Source organism: Paracidovorax valerianellae, assembly GCF_900102625.1.
Taxonomy (GTDB): domain Bacteria; phylum Pseudomonadota; class Gammaproteobacteria; order Burkholderiales; family Burkholderiaceae_C; genus Paracidovorax; species Paracidovorax valerianellae.
In genome coordinates this window covers 20,846-40,556 of sequence record NZ_FMZC01000010.1, presented here as the reverse complement: position 1 = coordinate 40,556, position 19,711 = coordinate 20,846, and the positions used below count along the sequence as shown (strand labels likewise).

13 protein-coding genes and 1 tRNA gene are annotated in these 19,711 nt (G+C 67.9%); 10 read left to right on the top strand and 4 right to left on the bottom strand.

Features of this window, described 5'->3' with window-relative positions; translation table 11 throughout:
• Window positions 1–231: 231 nt before the first annotated feature.
• The 3 genes from BLT03_RS15355 (at window position 232) to BLT03_RS15345 (ending at window position 5,234) form a co-directional block, all read left to right on the top strand.
• Complete coding sequence (locus BLT03_RS15355) at window positions 232–2,082, top strand: DEAD/DEAH box helicase (RefSeq protein WP_092744648.1); 1,851 nt, start codon at window positions 232–234, stop codon at window positions 2,080–2,082.
• Between the two features lie 62 nt (window positions 2,083–2,144).
• Window positions 2,145–3,179, top strand: coding sequence for an endonuclease/exonuclease/phosphatase family protein (locus BLT03_RS15350; protein ID WP_092744647.1), 1,035 nt, complete (start codon window positions 2,145–2,147; stop codon window positions 3,177–3,179).
• A 162-nt stretch (window positions 3,180–3,341) separates the two neighbouring features.
• Window positions 3,342–5,234: a M14 family metallopeptidase gene (locus BLT03_RS15345; RefSeq protein ID WP_092744646.1), complete on the top strand. Its 1,893-nt coding sequence runs from the start codon at window positions 3,342–3,344 to the stop codon at window positions 5,232–5,234.
• 184 nt (window positions 5,235–5,418) lie between these two features.
• On the opposite strand, the gene BLT03_RS15340 is transcribed toward BLT03_RS15345, so the two are convergent.
• Window positions 5,419–7,164: a cation:proton antiporter domain-containing protein gene (locus BLT03_RS15340; protein WP_092744645.1), complete on the bottom strand. Its 1,746-nt coding sequence runs from the start codon at window positions 7,162–7,164 to the stop codon at window positions 5,419–5,421.
• 228 nt (window positions 7,165–7,392) lie between these two features.
• Here BLT03_RS15340 and BLT03_RS15335 point away from each other — a divergent pair.
• Window positions 7,393–7,469 (top strand) — tRNA-Arg (locus tag BLT03_RS15335).
• A 224-nt stretch (window positions 7,470–7,693) separates the two neighbouring features.
• Here BLT03_RS15335 and BLT03_RS15330 read toward each other — a convergent pair.
• The 3 genes from BLT03_RS15330 to BLT03_RS15320 all read right to left on the bottom strand — a co-directional run bounded on the left by BLT03_RS15330 (window position 7,694) and on the right by BLT03_RS15320 (window position 12,599).
• The gene (locus tag BLT03_RS15330; RefSeq protein ID WP_092744644.1) at window positions 7,694–7,900 is read right to left on the bottom strand and encodes a hypothetical protein; all 207 of its coding nucleotides are present in this window, start codon (window positions 7,898–7,900) and stop codon (window positions 7,694–7,696) included.
• Window positions 7,901–8,096: 196 nt separating this feature from the next.
• The gene (locus tag BLT03_RS15325; RefSeq protein ID WP_092744643.1) at window positions 8,097–11,474 is read right to left on the bottom strand and encodes a PAS domain S-box protein; all 3,378 of its coding nucleotides are present in this window, start codon (window positions 11,472–11,474) and stop codon (window positions 8,097–8,099) included.
• A gap of 141 nt (window positions 11,475–11,615) precedes the next feature.
• Window positions 11,616–12,599 carry a GlxA family transcriptional regulator gene (locus BLT03_RS15320; RefSeq protein WP_092744642.1) on the bottom strand — a complete coding sequence of 328 codons (984 nt, stop codon included), beginning with the start codon at window positions 12,597–12,599 and terminating at the stop codon, window positions 11,616–11,618.
• 376 nt (window positions 12,600–12,975) lie between these two features.
• On the opposite strand from BLT03_RS15320, the gene BLT03_RS15315 reads away from it, so the two are divergent.
• From BLT03_RS15315 to BLT03_RS15290, 6 genes are all read left to right on the top strand, one after another.
• Window positions 12,976–14,082 carry an S-(hydroxymethyl)glutathione dehydrogenase/class III alcohol dehydrogenase gene (locus BLT03_RS15315; RefSeq protein WP_092744641.1) on the top strand — a complete coding sequence of 369 codons (1,107 nt, stop codon included), beginning with the start codon at window positions 12,976–12,978 and terminating at the stop codon, window positions 14,080–14,082.
• A 32-nt stretch (window positions 14,083–14,114) separates the two neighbouring features.
• Window positions 14,115–15,032 carry an alpha/beta fold hydrolase gene (locus BLT03_RS15310; protein ID WP_092744773.1) on the top strand — a complete coding sequence of 306 codons (918 nt, stop codon included), beginning with the start codon at window positions 14,115–14,117 and terminating at the stop codon, window positions 15,030–15,032.
• Window positions 15,033–15,036: 4 nt separating this feature from the next.
• Entirely contained in the window at window positions 15,037–15,903 is an 867-nt protein-coding gene (gene fghA, locus BLT03_RS15305; protein WP_092744640.1) for an S-formylglutathione hydrolase, read from the top strand.
• Between the two features lie 91 nt (window positions 15,904–15,994).
• Window positions 15,995–17,719: a phosphoethanolamine transferase gene (locus BLT03_RS15300; RefSeq protein ID WP_092744639.1), complete on the top strand. Its 1,725-nt coding sequence runs from the start codon at window positions 15,995–15,997 to the stop codon at window positions 17,717–17,719.
• A gap of 46 nt (window positions 17,720–17,765) precedes the next feature.
• Window positions 17,766–18,674, top strand: coding sequence for a LysR family transcriptional regulator (locus tag BLT03_RS15295; protein ID WP_092744638.1), 909 nt, complete (start codon window positions 17,766–17,768; stop codon window positions 18,672–18,674).
• A gap of 201 nt (window positions 18,675–18,875) precedes the next feature.
• Entirely contained in the window at window positions 18,876–19,706 is an 831-nt protein-coding gene (locus BLT03_RS15290) for a putative hydro-lyase (protein ID WP_092744637.1), read from the top strand.
• Window positions 19,707–19,711: the final 5 nt, after the last annotated feature.

Below are 19,711 nucleotides of genomic sequence, written 5' to 3'. Positions count from 1 at the left end.
CCACGAGCGCGCCGTGTAAAGCCTTGGACCGCCAGCGGGCATCTCGTGCCACAATAGCGCCCAGCCACCGGCTCCAGTGATCGGTGGCCTCAGCAACCTGCTGGGGACGAGGAAGCCGCCAAGCGGTGTTCTGGCTCCCATTCGTGAATCCCATCTGCCTTGACTGGCCGCAGCCCCACGGGTCTCGCGACAGGCCGATGCCCCCAGCGCCCGGACAGGGCGTTTCCTTGAATGAACTTTGACGAACTGAATCTGGCCCCAGCCATTCTGAAGGCCGTGCACGAACAGGGTTACGAAACCCCGACCCCCATCCAGGCACAGGCCATCCCGGCAGTGCTCGAGGGCCACGATCTGCTCGCCGGCGCACAGACCGGCACCGGCAAGACCGCCGCTTTCACCCTGCCCATGCTGCACCGCCTCTCGCAGGGCACCGCTCCCAAGAGCAAGTTCGGTGGCAAGGGCGTGCGCGCCCTGGTGCTCACCCCCACGCGTGAACTGGCCGCCCAGGTCGAAGAATCCGTGCGCGAATACGGCAAATACGTCGACATCTCCTCCACCGTCGTGTTCGGCGGCGTGGGCATGAACCCGCAGATCGACCGCATCAAGCGCGGCGTCGACGTGCTGGTGGCCACGCCAGGCCGCCTGCTGGACCTGCAGCAACAGGGTTTCCTGGACCTGTCCACGGTCGAGATCCTCGTGCTCGACGAGGCCGACCGCATGCTGGACATGGGCTTCATCCACGACGTGAAGAAGATCCTCGCCCTGGTGCCCAAGGACAAGCAGAGCCTGCTGTTCTCGGCCACGTTCAGCGATGAAATCCGCGAACTGGCCAACACGCTGCTCAAGAACCCGCAGAGCATCCAGGTCACGCCGCGCAACACCACGGTGCAGCGCATCACCCAGGTGATCCACCCCGTGGGCCGCGGCAAGAAAAAGCAAGTGCTGCTGCACATCATCCAGGAGCACGACTGGAGCCAGGTGCTGGTGTTCACGCGCACCAAGTTCGGCGCCAACAACGTGGCCGAGTTCCTGACCAAGAACGGCGTCAACGCCATGGCGCTGCACGGCAACAAGAGCCAGAGCGCCCGCACGCAGGCCCTGGCCGGCTTCAAGAGCGGCGACATCCGCGCTCTGGTGGCCACCGACATCGCGGCCCGCGGCATCGACATCGACGAGCTGCCGCACGTCGTCAACTATGAAATCCCGAACGTGTCGGAAGACTACGTCCACCGCATCGGCCGCACCGGCCGCGCGGGCGCCAGCGGCCAGGCCGTGAGCCTGGTCTGCATGGACGAAGAAGGTTTCATGATGGACATCGAACGCTTCACCAAGCAGGAGATTCCGGTCCAGATTCTGGAAGGCTTCGGCCCCGAACCCGGAGAAAAGGCCGAGCCCATCGCCATGGGTCGCCAGACGATCTGGGGCGGCGCAGGCAAGCCCCCGAGCCGCGAAGTCATGCAGGCGGCCGCCAAGGCCGCCCGCAGCGAAATGATGGACCGCATCCGCACGAACAAGGCTACCCAGGGTGGCGGTGGCGGCGGCGAGCGTGGCGGCAAGCCCGCTGGCGGTGGTGGTGGCGCACGCGGTGCGGCAGGCGGCGGAGCCCGCTCTGCGGCTGGCGAAGGCGGCGGCAACGGTGGCGGCCCGCGTGGTCGCGGCGGCAATGGCCCGCGTGCCGGTGGTCCTGGCGGCAATCCCCGTGGACCGGGCGCGCAGGCCTCCGGCCGCGGCGGCCGGGGTCCCGGTGGCGGTAACGGTGGCAACGGCGGCGGCAACAACGGCGGTGGCAATCGCTTCGACGATGGCCAGCCACGCCGCGAAAACGCGCACCTGGGCACGCAGACGGGTGGCCATCTCGGCGCCCCGCGCCATGCCGGTGCCGGCGGCGGACAGCCAGACCCTATGCGCACCAGCGTGGACAGCATGGCAGGCTCCGGCCGCCGTGGTGGTGGCGGCTATCGCAGCGGTGGCGGCGGCGGTGGTGGCGGCTACGGTGGTGGCGGTGGCGGCAACCGCGGCAACTCCGGCGGCGGCTCGCGCGGCGGCCCACGCAGCGGTGGCGGTGGCGGCTACGGCCGCTGAGCTCCTAGACCCGTTACGATGCACGGCGGTATGGCGGCAACCCGGTCCTGAACGAGGAACGCATGCGCCCTGCCGATCCCGTGCGGCCGATGGACACCTTGCTGGTGTCCACCTGCAACACCCTGAACCTCGCCCTGCCCGGGCGGGTGTTCTACCCCAATCAAGACGCCTACACCCAGGCCGAGTTCGAACGCAAGATCGACTGGCTGGGCGGCCGCATCCGCACGCTGAATGCCGACGTGCTCGCCGTTCAGGAGGTGTGGGACGAACAGGCTTTCCAGTCGGCCATCGGCCGCAGCGGCCTGCGCTACGACTTCGTGAGCGTGCCGGGCGCCGAGAACGGCGGAGCGTCGCACGGCGCCCAGGGCACGCCCCGGGTGGGCCTGGCGACTCGGCTGCGCGTCGAATCGCTGCAATCCATTGCTGAGTTTCCGCCTGCGCTGGCGGTCGAAGTGCCCGGCCTGGGCGTCCACCACCGGTTCGAGCGCCCGCCCCTGCTGGCGACCTTGCGCATGAAGCACGGCCAGACCGTCAACGTGGTCACCGCGCACCTCAAATCCAAGCGCCCCAAGTTTCTGCTCGATGCCCTCGGGCAACCCCTCGAAGACCGCGACGACCGCAAGGTGGCGGCTCTGGCGTCGCTGCGCTCGCTCATCATGAGAGGCGTGGAGGCCACCGCGCTGCGCTGCCTCGTCGTCGATCTGCTGCAGCGCACCGATGTGCCGCTGATCGTGATGGGCGATTTCAACGACACGCCCGACAGCGTGACCACGCAGCTCATCTGCGCCACCACCGAGGTCGCCTACGACCGCAGCGCCCGCGATGTGGCGCTGTACAACGCCTACGACGTGCAAGGCGATGCCGCACTGAAGAAGGACGTGGCCTATTCCCACATCCACCAGGGCATGCCTGCGGTGCTGGACCAGATCCTCGTCAGCGAAGAGTTCGTGCCGAACGCCCGGTCCGCCGCCAGCGCCGGGGACGTGCGGCGCGTCGATTACTTCAATGACCACCTGCACGAGGGGCGCGACCGCTCCCGTTCGGACCACGGCTTCGTGCGCGCCCTGCTGCGCCTGCCGACACCCGCCACGCCCTGAGCCGCCGCAAGCCCCTTCGGCGACGGCAAGGACGCGGCAGCCCGCGCGGGCAAAAACCTGATCGCCCGTTCACGGCAGCGCTTTTGACCGACACGCCGGGCTTGCAACGCCGGGTAACATCGCGCGGCCAGTCACTGCAGGCCCTCGGCCGGACCCCAGACCATGAAACAGCCCCTTATCCAACGCAGCGCGCTTTCTTCACCCCCCACGGCCGGCTTTGCCGGCGCAGAGCCCCCGAAGACGCGCTTTCTGGGGACTTGCAGCGCGGTGCTGGCGTCGGCCCTGCTGGCGGCGTGCGGCAGCACTCCGCTGCCGCCCTGGCCCTCCTCGGCGCCGCCCAAGGCCACGGTGCCGGCAGCGCCCCGTCCCCAGGCCGCCCGCGTCGTTCCGCCGCCGCTCGGCACGCAGCGCGCCGAGGTCGTGACCTCGCCGGTCACCTCCACCCCGATCATTCCCAGCGCGGAGCCCACCACGCCCGTCCCTGCACCGGCTGCTGCGACGGCACCGCCGGCCGACCTGCCCTACAGCGCCGCCGTGGCGGCCCGATTCCCGGCGCCTTCAGTCCACTACGACACCCCTGGCCTGGCCGAAGGCCGCCGCGCGTTCACCACCAACGCCGAAGCCTCCCAATGGCTGCAGCAACTGGCCTCGACGGCGCAAGGCGCCACGAAGGCCACCGTGCTCGACCTGGGCCAATCGCAGCGCGGCACGCCGCTGCAGGCGCTGGTACTCACGCACGCGCCCGGCACCGACATCGCCAGCCTGGATGCGAGCGGCAAGCCCACGGTGCTGCTGATCGGCCAGCAGCATGGTGACGAGCCCGCGGGCGGTGAAGCGCTGCTGGTGATGGCCCGCGAACTGTCGCAAGGCCTGCTGGAACCGTTGCTGGACCGCATCAACGTGGTGATCGTGCCGAGAGCCAATCCGGACGGCGCCGAAGCCGGCACCCGTGCCACCGCCAATGGCGTGGACATGAACCGCGACCACCTGCTGCTGAACACGCCCGAAGCGCAGGCCCTGGCGCGCATCACGCGGGATTACCGCCCCATCGCCGTGCTGGACGCGCATGAATACACCGTGGCGGGCCGCTTTCTGGAGAAGTTCGGCGCCATCCAGAAGTACGACGCCCTGCTGCAATACGCCACTACCGCCAACGTGCCCGAGTTCCTCACCAAGGCGGCGCGCGAGTGGTACCACCCGCCCATGGTGACCGCGCTGCAAAGCCAGGGGCTCACCAGCGAGTGGTACTACACGACCTCGACCGATCCGCAGGACCGCCGCGTGTCGATGGGCGGCACGCAGCCCGACACCGGCCGCAACGTGAACGGGCTCAAGAACGCCGTCAGCATGCTGATCGAGACGCGCGGCGTGGGCATCGGGCGGCTGGACATCCAGCGCCGCGTGCATGCCCAGGTCACAGCCCTGTCCAGCGCGCTGCGCAGCACGGCCGAACGTGCCGCCAACCTCGAACAGGTGCGCTCGTTCGTGGTGCGCGACACCGCGGCGCAGGCCTGCCGCGGACAAATCGCCATCGAAGCCGGCCCGACGGCCAGCCAGCGCGACCTGGTCATGCTGGATCCGGCCACCGGCGCCGACCGCACGGTGCGCGTGGACTGGAACTCATCGCTTGAACTGCGCACCGTGGCGTCGCGCACCCGGCCCTGCGGCTACTGGCTCTCGCCCACGGCGGGCGAAGCGGCAGAGCGCCTCAAATTGCTCGGCCTGCAGGTCATGCGCGTGGCCGAGCCCGGCTCGCTCCTGAGCGACAGCTACCAGGAAACCAGCCGCGAGGAAGGCGCCCGCCAAGACGTGCGCGGCGCCATCGCCGGCCAGCAGGACATCACCCGCGTTCGCGTGACCACCGTGCGCACGGCCATCGACGTGCCCGCCGGCAGCTACTACGTGCCACTGAACCAGCCGCTGGCCAACCTCGCCGTCGCAGCACTGGAGCCAGACACGCAAAACAGCTATTTCGCCAACCACGTCATCACGGGCCTCAGCGATACGGCCCGGGTCATGACCACGCCGTCGCTGGTGTTCGAAGAAGCGGACTGACCGGCAAGGAGCCTCGTACGAGGACGGCGGCGATCACGCGCGCCGGGTCCTCGGCAGAGGCGATGCCTGCGCAGGAACAGCGGACACCTGCGCCGCTGGCTGAACATCCAGCCCGGCTGCGCCAATTGCTATAAAGTTTATAGCAATCCACCCTAGTGGTATATGCGCTGGAGGCTTATTTGACTCAAACCGAAGCGGCCCGCTCGTCCAGGGCCGCCGGGGCGCTGGCCTCGGCCTGGCGTTCCCCGGCCCGGCCCAGCACGTGCGAGGTCATCGCAGCGGCCAGGGCCTCTTCGCCCAGGAACACCTTGGCCACGCCCTCTTCCTGCTCCAGCAGCCGGGCCTCGGCCTCGTTGTGGCTGCGCACCACGGTTTCGATGTCGGGGTTGAGCGTGCGTGCCGTCGCGATGATCTGGCGCACATCCAGCGTGTTGGGCGTGGCGATCACCAGCATGTGCGCCCGCGCGATGTGCGCCTGGATCAGCACGGCCGGCTCCACCGCGTCGCCGTACACGGCGGCCATGCCGCCATTGCGCAGCGCTTCCACCAAGTCGCGGTTCTGCTCGGCCACCACGAAGGGGATGTCGCTTTCCGCCAGCGCCGCGGCAATGCGCCGCCCCACGCGGCCGTAACCCACCAGCACCACCTGCCGCGCAAGGTATCGGCGGTGGGTGCTCAAGGGCAACTCCGCCAGCGGATCGTCGCGCTGCTCCAGGCGGCGCGCGAAGGCCGAGCGGGCCCGCAGCCACGCCTGCAGCGGCGCGATCGCGTGAAAGAGCAGCGGGTTGACGGCGATGGAAATGAGCGCGCCTGCCAGCACCAGGCTGGCCCCTTCCGGTGGCAGCAGCCCCAGCGAAGCCCCCAGCCCCACGAGTATGAAAGAGAACTCGCCGATCTGCGCCAGGCTGGCGGACACCGTGAGCGCCGTGTTGAGCGGGTAGCGGAACGCCAGCACCAGCGCCGCGGCGGCCAGCGTCTTGCCCAGGATGATGATCGCCACCACCGCTAGCACCTGAAAGGGCCGCTCGACCAGCACCCACGGGTTGAACAGCATGCCCACCGACACAAAAAACAGCACCGCGAACGCATCGCGCAGCGGCAGCGATTCCTGTGCGGCACGGTGGCTGAACTCGGACTCGCGCATCACCATGCCGGCGAAGAAGGCGCCGAGCGCGAACGACACGCCGAAGAGCGCGGCGGAGCCGAAGGCGATGCCCACCGCCGCGGCCACCACGCACAGCGTGAACAGCTCGCGCGATCCGGTGCGCGCCACCTGCCAGAGAATCCACGGAAACACCCGCCGCCCCACCACCAGCATGAGCGCGACGAAGCCGCCCACTTGCGCGATCGTCCAGCCCAGGGTCTTCCACAGGTCCGCCGTGCTGCCAGCGCCGGCGGTGCCGTTCAGCCATTGCGCCAGCGGAGGCAGCAGCACCAGGACCAGCACCATGGCGAGGTCTTCCACCACCAGCCAGCCGACCGCGATGCGCCCGGTGTACGAATCGAGAATGCCCAGCGTCTCCAGCGCCCGCAGCAGCACCACCGTGCTGGCCACCGACAACGCCAGCCCGAACACCAGCGCGCCACCCACCCCCCAACCCCACCACAGCGCCAGGCCCATGCCCAGCAGCGTCGCCACCGCCATCTGCACCAGCGCGCCGGGCACCGCGATCTTGCGCACCGCCAGCAGGTCGCCCAGCGAAAAATGCAGGCCCACCCCGAACATCAGCAGCATCACGCCGATCTCGGCGAGCTGACTGGCCATCTCGCCGTCGGCCACGAAGCCGGGCGTGAACGGCCCGATCACCACCCCCGCCAGCAGATACCCAACCAACGCCGGCAGGCGCATGCGGGTGGCGATGAAGCCCAGCACGAGCGCCAAGCCCAGCGCCGCGGCGATGGTGTTGATGAGTGAAAGACTGTGCGGCATGGAGTGGAGAAGAAGGACGGGCGCGTCGGGCAGGCGCCTGCCATTGCGTTATACCCGCAAGGCCCCGCTCCGCGCAAAATCCGCCACGCCGGAGAAAGGCCGGAACGCACGTGGCGGGCAGGTATCATTCACGCCTCGCACGAACTGCTGACCATCGCCCACCGCGGCCGTGGAACCCAGCATCCGGCCGTGCCGCGGTCGATGTTCACCGCACTTCTTTTTTCCAGTCTGCCCGTAGCTCAACCGGATAGAGCAATTGCCTTCTAAGCAATAGGTCGGGGGTTCGAGTCCCTCCGGGCAGGCCATCCATTCTTTTCAGTTTCTTGCCGCATCAAGCGCTCCAGGCGCGTGCGATCCAATGGATCGGCGGGAAACCCTGGCGCCCGTCCATCGGTGGTGCTCGTGTCTTCGCGCAGGGCAGGAGCAGAGATGGGGGATGGCGATCAGCTCAGCCAAGGCGTCTGCCAGACAGGTTGATCAAGGGGTGGAAGTTGCTCCTACCCCTTGCTAACAGTTAGAAAATTCTTCTTCAGCCCTGCGCCTGGGTTTCGAAACCGCGGCTTTCGCCATATTGGAATTCGCGGCCGGCAGAGCGGAAGATTTCCTGTCCGTCCGCATCCATGGCGCCGCCGCCCTGCTGCCACTGGCGACCGAAGCCGCCGAACTCTCCCATCTGCGCCGCAGGGGCGCCTTCGCCAAAGTACAGCGGCGATGGAACATCTGGGTTTGAAAACATGGGAAGCCCTCCTGAACACAGACCGGTCGTCTGGGCTGCCATTGGGCGCTTGGGAATCCGTGCGGCGCGTCGGAAGTGCGGGCTGGATGGGGTAGGCGCTGTCTGACGCGCAGCGTCAAGGCTGCGTGCCAAATCACCCTCCCACCCGCCTGCGTTGCCCCGCTCCGCAATTCGCTTTCGGAGCGGAATGGCGCTGCTACGCCTTCCCGGTCGAGGAATGCGCGTCCAGCAGGCTCGCCCGGCGCGCTTCGAGCCGCTCGACCAACTGCGCCGCCAGAAACTGAAGCACTTCCACCTGCCGGGTTTCCAATTCGCGCGGCACACGGTCGATCACGCAAAGGGTGCCCAGCGCCTGGCCGGTCGATGTGATGAGCGGTGCGCCTGCGTAGAACTTGATGTTGGGCTCGCCCGTCACCAACGCATTGTTGGCAAAGCGCTCGTCACGCGAGGTGTCGCACACGATCATCACGCTTTCCGGCTCCTGAATGGCATGGGCGCAGAACGAATGCTCGCGTGGCGTTTCGCGGGCCGCGATCCCCACCTTGGCCTTGAACCATTGCCGATCGGTGTCCACCAGGGAGACGAGGGCGATCGGTGTCTGGCAGAAGCTGGCGGCCAGCCGGGCGAATTCGTCGAAGGCGGCTTCTTCCTCGGTGTCCAGAATGCGCATGGACTCGAGTTCGGCCTGGCGCAGCATTTCCGTCTGCGCCGCGTCGGCCGCGGCCGAAGGCAGCACCGGCGTTGGCACTTTCCGGCGCCGGGGCCTGGCCGGGGCGCCGCTGCGGTGGATGCTGTCGTACAAGACCTGCGCCAATTCATCCAGCGAATAGGGCTTGGGCAGCAAGGTGAAGCCGTGGTCGGGGCTTTGCGCCAGCACGTAGCTGTAGCCGCTGGAAAGCACGATGGGCAGGGCACCGTAGCGCTGGCGAATCTCGCGCCCCAGTTCGATGCCGCTCATGCCGGCCATGACGACATCCGAAAACACGGCCACGAAACGGCCGGGGCCGGCCTTCAAGGCTTCCAGCGCCTTTTCGCCGCTGGAGGTCACCACGGTGGTGTAGCCCAGTTCGTGCAGGGTCTGCTCGACCGAGGCGGACACCTCGGCGTTGTCTTCCACGACCAGCACGCAGCCGCCCTTGCCCAGGGCCAGCCGGTCATCGCCCTCGGCGGCTTCCTGGCTGTGGCCGGGGCGCGCGGCGCGGGGCAGGTACAGCGTGAAACGGCTGCCCTCGCCCACGGTGCTTTCCACGCGGATGTCCCCACCGGACTGCTTGGCGAAGCCGAACACCTGCGACAGGCCCAGACCCGTGCCATGGCCCACACCCTTGGTGGTGAAGAACGGCTCGAAGATCTGGTTGAGGTGCTCCGGCGCAATGCCGGTGCCGCTGTCCAGGATGGACACCGCCACGAACTTTCCGGGCACGGCGGGTTGCGATTGCAGGGCGGGAATTTCCGGCACGGCCCGCACTTCGATGGTCAGCTTGCCGCTGCCCTTCATCGCATCGCGGGCGTTCACGGCCAGATTCACCAGCGCGGTGTCGAACTGGCTCGGGTCCGCATGCACGAAGCAGGCGGTTTCCGCCAGGTTCAGCTCGATCTCGATGCGCGCGCCCGCCAGGCTGCTGATCATGTCGCTCACCGCTCGGGTGTTCTGCCCCGCGTCGAACACCGTCGGCTGCAGGGCCTGGCGCCGGGCGAACGCCAGCAGCTGGCCCGTGAGCTTGGTCGCGCGCGTGACCGCGTTGGAGATGGACTCCATGAACCGGTGGCGACGGTCGTCCGACAGCTGCACGCGCCGCAGCAGGTCGATGGACGTGCGGATCACCGCCAGCACGTTGTTGAAATCGTGCGCCACGCCGCCGGTGAGCTGGCCGATGGCCTCCAGCTTTTGCGACTGGCGCAGGGCCTCTTCGGCGGTGCGTTCGCGGGTGACGTCGCGCGCCACCGCGTGGATGAACCCTTCTTCAGGCACGGCCGTCCAGCTGAGCAGGCGGTAGCTGCCGTCGTCCTTGCGCCAGCGGTTCTCGAACACCAGCGTGGTCACGCCGCGGGCCAGCTTGCCCAATTCGGCGGCCATCGCTTCCGCGTCTTCGGGGTGGATGAATTCGCCCACCGTGCGCCCCGCCATCTGTGCCTGCTCCCAGCCCAGGAGCCGGGTGGCGGCAGGATTCACGGCGGCGATCAGGCCCTGGAAGTCACACACCAGCATGAGTTCGCGCGACAGCTTCCAGAGCCGGTCGCGGTCACGAACGCTCTCCGCCTGCACCAGCTTTTGCTCATGGATGTCGGTGTTGGTGCCGATCCACCGGCTGACCGTGCCGCTGCCGGTTCGCAGCGGCAGCGCACGCACCAGGTGCCAGCGCATCGCGCCGTCTGCGCGCCGGATGCGGTATTCGGTTTCGTATTGCTCGCCCGAGGCCACGCTGGCCTCCCAGAGTGCCACCGCAGCGGGCAAGTCGTCGGCATGCACGACGCCGCCCCAATGGCCTCCGTCGAGCGAACCAGCGGCCACGCCGGTGTATTCGTACACCCGGTCGTTGAACCAGTCCAGTTGGCCGTCGCTGCGCGCCGTCCACACGTGGTTCGGCAGCGACTGGGCAAAGGTGCGGAACTCCGCCGCGCTGTCTTTGACGGCCTGCAGCGCGGCCTTGCGTTCGGTCACGTCCTGCACCACGCCGACCATGCGGGCGATGGCGCCGTCCGGGCCCCGTTCGAATTCGGCCTTGCGGGCAATCCAGCGCAACGCGCCATCGCTGGCCCGGCGGATGCGGTATTCGACATCCAGCGGGGCCGACTCGGTGCTGCGCGTCTCGCGTGCGGAACGCACCTGTGCATCTTCGGGCAGCACCAAGGCTTCCAGCGCCTTGGCGGGAACGCTCTCGGCCTCCGGCACGCCGAAGATTCGGTAGAACTCCCGGGTGCCGTACAGCAGGTCGGTGGACAGTTCCAGCGAGAACGTGCCCACGCCCCCTGCCTTCTGCGCGCGGTGCAGGCGCTCTTCGGATTGGCGCAGCGCCTCGGCCGCGCGGTGTTGCTCGGTGCGGTCGCGCAGCACCTTCACGAAACCGATGGGCTGGCCGTCCGCATCACGGATCGGGGTCATTTCGCCGTTCGCCCAGAAGCGCTCGCCGGACTTGCGCACATGCCACCGCTCGTCGGTGCCCACGCCCCGCGTGAGCGCGGCCTGCATTTCGATTTCCATGCGGTGCGCGGCGCGGTCTTCGGGGGTGAAGATGCGGGCGGCGTCGCGGCCCAGCATTTCCAGCTCGGTCCAGCCGAGCACGCGGCGGGCGCCTTCATTCCAGCGCGTCACTTTGCCTTGCAGATCGAACGCGACGATGGCGTAGTCGATGGCACTGTCCAGGATCTGGCGGTTGCGGATGTCGCCGTCCGGCAGCGGAGAAACCGCCTCATTGCCGATCCACTGGGCCAAGGCCGCACGAACGGGCTGCGGCCAGTGCTCGATGTTGCCAAGGGGGGTCAGAGACCAGTCGAAATCGTTGATCGCTCTCGCGTCGGGGCGGCTGTCCGCAGGTTCGGTGCCTGCGGCCGCTGGGCCGGGGACGGTATGCATTGAAAAAACCTTTGAATCGCTCGCTGGGTGGCCTCGTCGTGGGAACAGGTGCGGCCATCCATGGGTCGCGGGCCCTGCTCAGCCTTGCATCATGCCTTTTTTCGCCAGAGCCGATGGCAACCCACGGCCATACACGTGCCTTCAGCCCGGTCCGCCGAAACGCTCGCGGTAGGCCTGTGGGGTCACTCCCAGTCGGCGCAGGAAGAGCCTGCGCAGCGGTTCGTCCGACCGAAAGCCCACACGCGCCGCTACGGTTTTAAGGGGCAAGCCGTTCTCTTCCTCCAGCAGGCGCCGCGCGCCTTCCAGCCGCGCCGTCTCGATGAAATCCGAAGGGCTCTGCCCACTCTCGTGCAAAAAGACGCGGCGGAAATTGCGTTCGCTCATCGCCGCACGCGACGCCAGTTCCTGCAATGGCAAGGGCTCTGCCAGGTGAGAAAGAATCCAAGCCTGCACTTCACGAATGCCCGGGTGGCGCGTGCCCTGGCTGGCCAGGTGCATGCTGAACTGCGACTGCCCGCCCGGCCGCTTGAGGTACATGACCAGATCGCGGGCCACCTCCAGCGCCAGGGTGCGCCCGAAGTCTTCCTCGACCAGGGCGAGCGCGAGGTCCATGCCCGCCGTCACCCCGGCGGAGGTCCACAGGTTGCCGCTGCGCACATAGATCGCATCGGCATCCACCTGCACCGCGGGAAAGCGGCGCTGCAGCAGATCGGCGACGCTCCAGTGGGTGGCCGCCCGCGCCCCGTCCAGCAAGCCGGCCGCCCCGAGAAAGAAACTGCCGGAGCACAGCGCCACCATGTGCCGCACGCGCGGGGCGGTTTGCGCCGCCCAGGCGACGATGCCGGGAGACGATGCCAAGGCGGTTTCGATGTCGCGCGAGCCCACGATCAGCGCGATGTGGGGATCGGCCCCCTGCCCCAGTTGGCGCGTGGCGCGCAGCGACATGGCGGTGTCCGACGGCACATCGCCCAGGGCCTGCGCTGCCACCGAAACGGCATACCCCGCCGGCTGCCCGCGCCGCGCCAGATGCACGTTGGCATAGTCGAACACCGACATGGGCCCGACCGCCTCCAGGGCCTTGAAGCCGGGGTAGACGACGATATCGACGGAATGCGGAACGGGCATGGCAGCGGGGTTCAAGGACAAGAAGGGAGAAAACGGCGACGGCCTGCAGGCCGCCCGGCCCGCTCCTGCGGCCAAGATGGCCGGCAGGGCGGCCAAACATGGTGCGCTTGGCGCCGGATGGTCGCGGCACGGGCCATTCGCTTCTACATTGGCATCGACCCACCGCCGGCAAGGCGCGCGCTGCGATTGTCGCCGCGCTCGCCGGGCCATTGGCCATCGCGCCGAGAGGGCGGGCCGACAGCCCAACGGCGGCATCTGCTAGAAAGCCTGCTGCGGGCCGCCCGATGCAGGGCGTGCCGGGCCGGCGGGCGAGACCATTTGCGATAACCCGCCCTTGCGACCCTACCGAACCAACCACTGACAGGAGCCCTACCCCATGAAAACCCAAGCCGCCGTCGCCTGGAAAGCCGGTGAACCCCTCACCATCGAAACCGTGGACCTGCAGGGCCCCAAGTTCGGCGAAGTGCTCGTCGAGATCAAGGCCACCGGCATCTGCCACACCGATTACTACACGCTGTCGGGCGCCGATCCGGAAGGCATCTTCCCCGCCATCCTGGGCCACGAAGGCGCGGGCATCGTGGTGGACGTGGGCCCGGGCGTGACCACGCTCAAGAAGGGCGACCACGTCATTCCGCTGTACACGCCCGAATGCCGCCAGTGCAAGTTCTGCCTCTCGCGCAAGACCAACCTGTGCCAGCTGATCCGCGGCACGCAGGGCAAGGGCCTGATGCCCGATGCCACCAGCCGCTTCAGCATCGACGGCCAGCCGATCTTCCATTACATGGGCACCAGCACGTTCAGCAACTACACGGTGGCGCCTGAAATCTCCCTGGCCAAGATCCGCGAAGACGCGCCCTTCGACAAGGTCTGCTACATCGGCTGCGGCGTGACGACCGGCATCGGCGCCGTGCTGTTCACCGCCAAGGTGGAGGCCGGCGCCAACGTGGTGGTGTTCGGCCTGGGCGGCATCGGCCTGAACGTGATCCAGGGCGCCAAGATGGTGGGCGCCGACAAGATCATCGGCGTGGACATCAACCCTGCCCGCCAGGAAATGGCGCGCCAGTTCGGCATGACGCACTTCATCAACCCGAACGAGGTGGAAAACGTCGTGGACGCCATCGTGCAGCTGACCGACGGCGGCGCGGACTATTCCTTCGAATGCATCGGCAACACCAAGGTGATGCGCCAGGCGCTGGAATGCACGCACAAGGGCTGGGGCCGCAGCATCATCATCGGCGTGGCCGAGGCCGGTGCCGAGATCAGCACGCGCCCGTTCCAACTCGTCACCGGCCGCAAGTGGGAAGGCTCGGCCTTCGGCGGCGCCCGCGGCCGCACCGACGTGCCCAAGATCGTGGACTGGTACATGGAGGGCAAGATCGACATCGACAGCCTGATCACCCACACCATGCCGCTGGCCGACATCAACCACGGCTTCGATCTGATGAAGCGCGGCGAATCGATTCGCGGCGTGGTCATCTACTGACCGTGGCCCGGTAGCGCAAAAAGGTGCCCGCCATGGACCGCATGGAACCCCTGCGCCGGATCGAGGCCGGCGTGCTCGAAGTCGCGTACTTCGAGGCCGGCCCGGCCGATGGGCCGCCCGTGCTGCTGATGCACGGCTTTCCCTACGACATCCACGCCTATGCCGAGGTCGCGCCCATGCTGGCCGCGCAGGGCTGCCGCGTGGTGGTGCCCTTTCTGCGGGGCTACGGGCCGACGCGCTTTTTGAGCGATGCCACGCCGCGCTCGGGCGAACAGGCGGCGCTGGGCGGCGACCTGCTCGCGCTGCTGGATGCGCTGGCCATCGACCGCGCGGTGCTGGCGGGCTACGACTGGGGCGGGCGCGCAGCCTGCGTGGTCGCGGCGCTGTGGCCCGAGCGGTGTGCCGGGCTCGTTTCGCTCAACAGCTACAACATCCAGGACATCGCCCGGGCCATGGAGCCCGACACGCCGGCCAACGAGCACAGCCTCTGGTACCAGTACTACTTTCACAGCGCGCGCGGCCAGGCCGGGCTGGCGAAGGACCGGCGTGCGCTCACCCGGCTGCTGTGGCAACTGTGGTCGCCGACCTGGAAGTTCGACGACGCCACTTTCGAGCGCAGCGCCGCAGCCTTCGACAACCCCGACTTCGTGGACGTGGTGATCCACTCGTACCGCCACCGCTTCGGCCTGGTCACGGGCGACCCAGCGTTCGCCGAGATCGAGAACCGCCTGGCGGTGCAGCCCGCCATTCGCGTGCCCGCCATCACGTTCGATGGTTTGGACGACGGGGTCCGCCCGCCGGCTGACGCTTCGGCACACGCCGCGAAGTTCGCCGGGCTGCGCTCGCACCGCTGGGTGCCCGGCGCGGGGCACAACCTGCCGCAGGAGGCGCCCCAGGTTTTCGCCGACGCAGTGCTCGAACTGGTCAACGCGCAACTTTCTATCCGTTAACCCCATGACCTCACCTTTCAAAACCCCGTCGGAACACCACAGCTTCGGCGGCGTGCAGCGCTTTTACGAACACGAGTCCACCGAAATCGGCCTGCCGATGAAGTTCTCGGTGTACCTGCCACCGCAGGCCGCACAGGGGCCGGTGCCCGCGCTGCTGTACCTGGCCGGGCTGACGTGCAATGAAGAAACCTTTCCGGTGAAGGCAGGCGCTCAGCGCCGGGCCGCCGAACTGGGCCTGGCGTTGATCGCACCCGACACCAGCCCGCGCGGAGCCACGGTGCGAGCGTTGCCGGGTGCCACGGCCTGTTGGGACTTCGGCATCGGCGCAGGCTTTTACCTCGACGCCACGCAGGCGCCGTGGAACACCCACTGGCGCATGGAAAGCTATCTGGTGCAGGAGCTGCTGCCCCTGCTCGGCCAGCATCTGCCGATCGACCGGGAGCGGCTGGGCATCTTCGGCCACTCGATGGGCGGACATGGCGCACTGACGCTGGCGCTGCGCCATCCCGGCCTGTTCAAATCGCTATCGGCCTTCGCCCCCATCTGCGCGCCCACGCAATGCCCTTGGGGCGAAAAGGCGTTCACCGGCTATCTGGGTGCGGACCGCACGGCCTGGGGTGAGCACGACGCCACCGTGCTCATGGAGAACCAGCCGCTTGCGCCCTACCCGGCCGGCATCCTGATCGACCAGGGGCTGGGCGACAAGTTTCTGGCCGAGCAGCTGCACCCACAGCATTTCGAAGCCGCCTGCCAGGCCATCGGCCAGCCGCTCACCCTGCGCCGGCACGAGGGATACGACCACGGCTACTACTTCATCCAGACTTTCATGGACGACCATCTGGCGCACCACGCCAGCGTTTTGAACGGCTGACGCAGCGCGGGCTGGGGGCCCCGCGCCACCGGGCGGGCGCCAAAAGAGCCTCTTAATCTTGACTTAAGGCACGCGGCAAAGAATCCGCGCCATGCCTGACATCTTGCAGCCACCGTTGCGGGTTCTTACCCGCCAACGCGCCCCAACCGCCCGGCCCTTCGCTCCCACGCGGCGGCCCTGGCATCCCGCTGCAGTCATCGCTGTGGTCAGCCTCTGGCTGGCGACCGTGTGCAATGTGCACCTGTGGCAGGCGGTGATGGGGCTGCACGAATCGGGCGGCGCACGCGCTTGGGCGTTCTTGCTGATGTTCATGTCGGCGGTAGCGGCCGCCAATGCCGCCGTGCTCGGCCTGCTGGCCTGGGGCCGCCTTACCAAGCCGGTGCTGTCCATCGCCGTGCTGGCCGCCGCCTTCGGCACGTATTTCATGACGGCCTACGGCATCGTGATCGACACCGGCATGGTGACCAACGTGCTGCAGACCGATCCCCACGAAGCCGCCGACCTGCTCGACTGGCGCTTGCCACTCACCGTAGTGGCGCTGGCAGGGCCCGCCCTCTGGTGGCTGGCGCGCACGCCCATCAAGCCGCTGCGCTGGACCCGGCAGATCGCCTTTCACGCCTTGCTGCTGGTGGGTTCGCTAGCTTTGGTCGGCGGATCGGTGTTCGTGGTGTTCCAGGACTTTTCGTCCGCCATGCGCAACCACACGCAGTTGCGCTACCTGATCAACCCGCTCAACAGCCTCTATGCCGTGGGCAACGCCGCAGCCCGGCCTTTGCGCCAGGACGCCGGCCCGATGATGCCGCTGGGCCGCGATGCCAAGCTCGGCGCCACCTATGCGGGCCAGGCCAAGCCACCGCTGCTGGTGCTCGTGCTGGGCGAGACGGGCCGCAGCGGCAACTTCGGGCTCAACGGCTACGCCCGCCCGACGACGCCCGAACTGTCGGCTCGCACCGACCTCGTGAGCGCCCGCAATGCATGGTCCTGCGGCACCAGCACGGCGGCTTCGGTGCCGTGCATGTTTTCCAACCTGGGGCGCACAGCGTTCGAAGCACGCCATACCCGGTCCGAAGGGCTGCTCGACGTACTGCAGCACGCAGGCCTTGCCGTGCTGTGGGTGGACAACCAATCGGGCTGCAAAGGCGTGTGCGACCGCGTGGCCGAAGCCAGTACCTCCGCCAAGCCGAACGATCCCGAATGGTGCGCCGATGGCAAGGAATGCCTGGACGACATCATGCTCAAGGGCCTCGACGCCCGCATCGCCGCACTGCCCGCCGAGCAGCGTGCGCGCGGCACGGTGGTGGTGTTGCACCAGATGGGCAGCCACGGGCCGGCGTACTTCAAGCGCTCGCTGCCGTCGCAAAAGCCTTTCCAGCCCGAATGCCGCACCTCGGCCTTGCAGGAATGCCAGCGCCAGGAGGTGGTGAACGCCTACGACAACAGCATCGTCTCGACCGACCATTTCCTGAACGCCACGCTGCAATGGCTTGCAGCCCGTTCCGGCACCGAGCAGACCGCCATGATGTACGTGGCCGACCATGGCGAATCGCTGGGCGAGAACAACCTCTATCTGCACGGCATGCCGTACAGCATCGCGCCGGACGTGCAAAAGCACGTGCCGTGGATCACCTGGCTATCGCCGGCCATGCAGTCGCGCACCGGCACATCGACCGCCTGCCTGCAAAAGGACCTGAGCGATCGGCGCATCTCGCACGACAACTATTTTCACTCCATCCTGGGGCTGATGGACGTGCAGACCAGCGTGTACGAAAAGTCGAACGACATGTTCGCGCCGTGCCGCGCGGCATCGATGGGCTGACCAATCGACCCGCCGCACCTGCCCGCCCCGCGGCGACAATCCGCGCATGAATCTGCGGTTCGTCGAAGCATTCCATTGGGCAGCGTCCCTCAAGAGCATCACGCGGGCAGCGGAAAAGCTGCACATCACGCAATCGGCCTTGTCCAGCCGCATCGCCGCGCTGGAAGACGAATTGGGCGTGATCCTGCTGGACCGGCGCGAGCGCGTCTTTCGGCTGACGGCGGCGGGCCAGCGGTTTCAACTGCTTGCGGTGCGCCTGCTGGAGCTGCAGCGCCAGGTCAAGGAAGAACTGGGCACCAGCCCGCACGCACCGGTCGCGCTGCGCATCGGCGCCATCGAATCGGTGGTGCACACCTGGCTCACGGGCTGGCTGCAAGAGGTGCGCAAGGCCCGCCCCGACTTCGAGCTGGAGCTCACCGTGGAAACATCGCCCGTGCTGGTGGACCAGGTGCGGCGCGGGGCGCAGGACCTGGTTTTCACCTCACTCCCGGCCACCGACACCGCCGTGCGCACCCGGCTCATGCCTTCGCTGGAACTGGTGTTCGTCGGTCACAAGAGCCTGCACGCCGCCGGGCGCTACGACCTGCAGCGGCTGGCGCAGCATGACCTGATCACCTTCCAACGGGGCTCCCACCCGCACCAGGCGCTGCTGCAGTTGTTCCAGGAATCGGACGTGGCCGTGCCGCGAATCCACGCGATTTCATCCATTTCGGCCATGCTGCAGCTGATCGAAGCAGGGTTCGGCATCGCCGTTTTGCCCCGCGCGGTGACGCAAAGGCTCTCGCATCGCATACCGCTGCACATTCTGCGGGCCTCGTGCACCTTGGCGGACCTGCCGATCCATGCCAGCTACCGCGAAGACCCGGGCTCCGGAATCACCGAATCGGTGCTCGAATCCGCCCAGGCGTACGTCGCGAACGCAAAACCTGCCCGGAAAAAGCGCACGCCGGGCTGAATGCACTCGCCCGGTGCAAGGCACTCCGGGAAAGCCCGGATGGCCTCGGCACCAATTTCGCCTTATTGAAAATTCATGGGTCGTCATCGATTTTTTCGATGAGCTTCCTTCAGAATTTTGCGTTGGATTCCAACGCGTCCGGCTTCCAGAATCCGCGGCATTGCAACCACCGTAAGGCCCGCCGAAACGGGCTTCACCACCATGCCGTCCCACGCTTTCTCTCCCTCCCCCGACACGGCACACCGGCTGACCGCCCGCTCCAGCGCCAGCGAAGTGCGCGCTGCCATCCGCACCGGGCATTTCGTGGACCACACGAGCGGCCTGGCCAGCGAGTACGTGCAGGTCAACCTGGTGATCCTTCCCGAGGCGCTGGCCACCGACTTTCAGCGCTACTGCGAACGCAACCCCCGCGCCTGCCCCGTGCTGGGCATCAGCGAGCCGGGATCGTTCGCTTTGCCCGCGCTGGGGCACGACATCGACCTGCGCACCGACGTATCGCGCTACGCCGTGTGGCGCGACGGCGTGCAGATCGATGCCCCCATCGACCTGCACGCCCATTGGCGCGACGATCTGGTGACCTTCGCCCTCGGGTGCTCGTTCTCGTTCGAGCACGCGCTGCTGGCCGAAGGCATTCGCCTGCGCCATGTGGACGAAGGACGCAACGTGGCCATGTACCGCACCGACCGCGCCACCGAACCCAGCGGCGTGTTTCGCGGCCCGCTCGTGGTCTCCATGCGCCCCATGCCCGCGGCGGACGCGATCCGCGCCGTGCAGATCACCTCGCGCCTGCCCCAGGTGCACGGCGCCCCGGTGCACCTGGGCGACCCGTCGCTCATCGGCATCCGCGATCTCTCCAGGCCAGACTACGGCGATGCGGTGGACGTTCGGCCTGATGAGATTCCGGTGTTCTGGGCCTGCGGCGTCACCCCGCAGGCCGCCATCGCCGCAGCGCGGCCGGCGTTCTGCATCACCCATGCGCCAGGGCACATGCTGGTAACCGACCTGCTCAACCGCGACCTGGTTACCGGCTGACGCAC

What these genes read in the sequence shown, in the direction of transcription:
- BLT03_RS15340 (WP_092744645.1), bottom strand. Translation starts at nt 7,164, where the DNA reads ATGCCGCACAGTCTTTCACTCATCAACACCATCGCCGCGGCGCTGGGC.
- BLT03_RS15300 (WP_092744639.1), top strand. Translation starts at nt 15,995, where the DNA reads ATGCCTGACATCTTGCAGCCACCGTTGCGGGTTCTTACCCGCCAACGC.
- BLT03_RS15355 (WP_092744648.1), top strand. Translation starts at nt 232, where the DNA reads ATGAACTTTGACGAACTGAATCTGGCCCCAGCCATTCTGAAGGCCGTG.
- BLT03_RS15290 (WP_092744637.1), top strand. Translation starts at nt 18,876, where the DNA reads ATGCCGTCCCACGCTTTCTCTCCCTCCCCCGACACGGCACACCGGCTG.
- BLT03_RS15325 (WP_092744643.1), bottom strand. Translation starts at nt 11,474, where the DNA reads ATGCATACCGTCCCCGGCCCAGCGGCCGCAGGCACCGAACCTGCGGAC.
- BLT03_RS15295 (WP_092744638.1), top strand. Translation starts at nt 17,766, where the DNA reads ATGAATCTGCGGTTCGTCGAAGCATTCCATTGGGCAGCGTCCCTCAAG.
- BLT03_RS15350 (WP_092744647.1), top strand. Translation starts at nt 2,145, where the DNA reads ATGCGCCCTGCCGATCCCGTGCGGCCGATGGACACCTTGCTGGTGTCC.
- BLT03_RS15315 (WP_092744641.1), top strand. Translation starts at nt 12,976, where the DNA reads ATGAAAACCCAAGCCGCCGTCGCCTGGAAAGCCGGTGAACCCCTCACC.
- fghA (WP_092744640.1), top strand. Translation starts at nt 15,037, where the DNA reads ATGACCTCACCTTTCAAAACCCCGTCGGAACACCACAGCTTCGGCGGC.
- BLT03_RS15330 (WP_092744644.1), bottom strand. Translation starts at nt 7,900, where the DNA reads ATGTTTTCAAACCCAGATGTTCCATCGCCGCTGTACTTTGGCGAAGGC.
- BLT03_RS15310 (WP_092744773.1), top strand. Translation starts at nt 14,115, where the DNA reads ATGGACCGCATGGAACCCCTGCGCCGGATCGAGGCCGGCGTGCTCGAA.
- BLT03_RS15345 (WP_092744646.1), top strand. Translation starts at nt 3,342, where the DNA reads ATGAAACAGCCCCTTATCCAACGCAGCGCGCTTTCTTCACCCCCCACG.
- BLT03_RS15320 (WP_092744642.1), bottom strand. Translation starts at nt 12,599, where the DNA reads ATGCCCGTTCCGCATTCCGTCGATATCGTCGTCTACCCCGGCTTCAAG.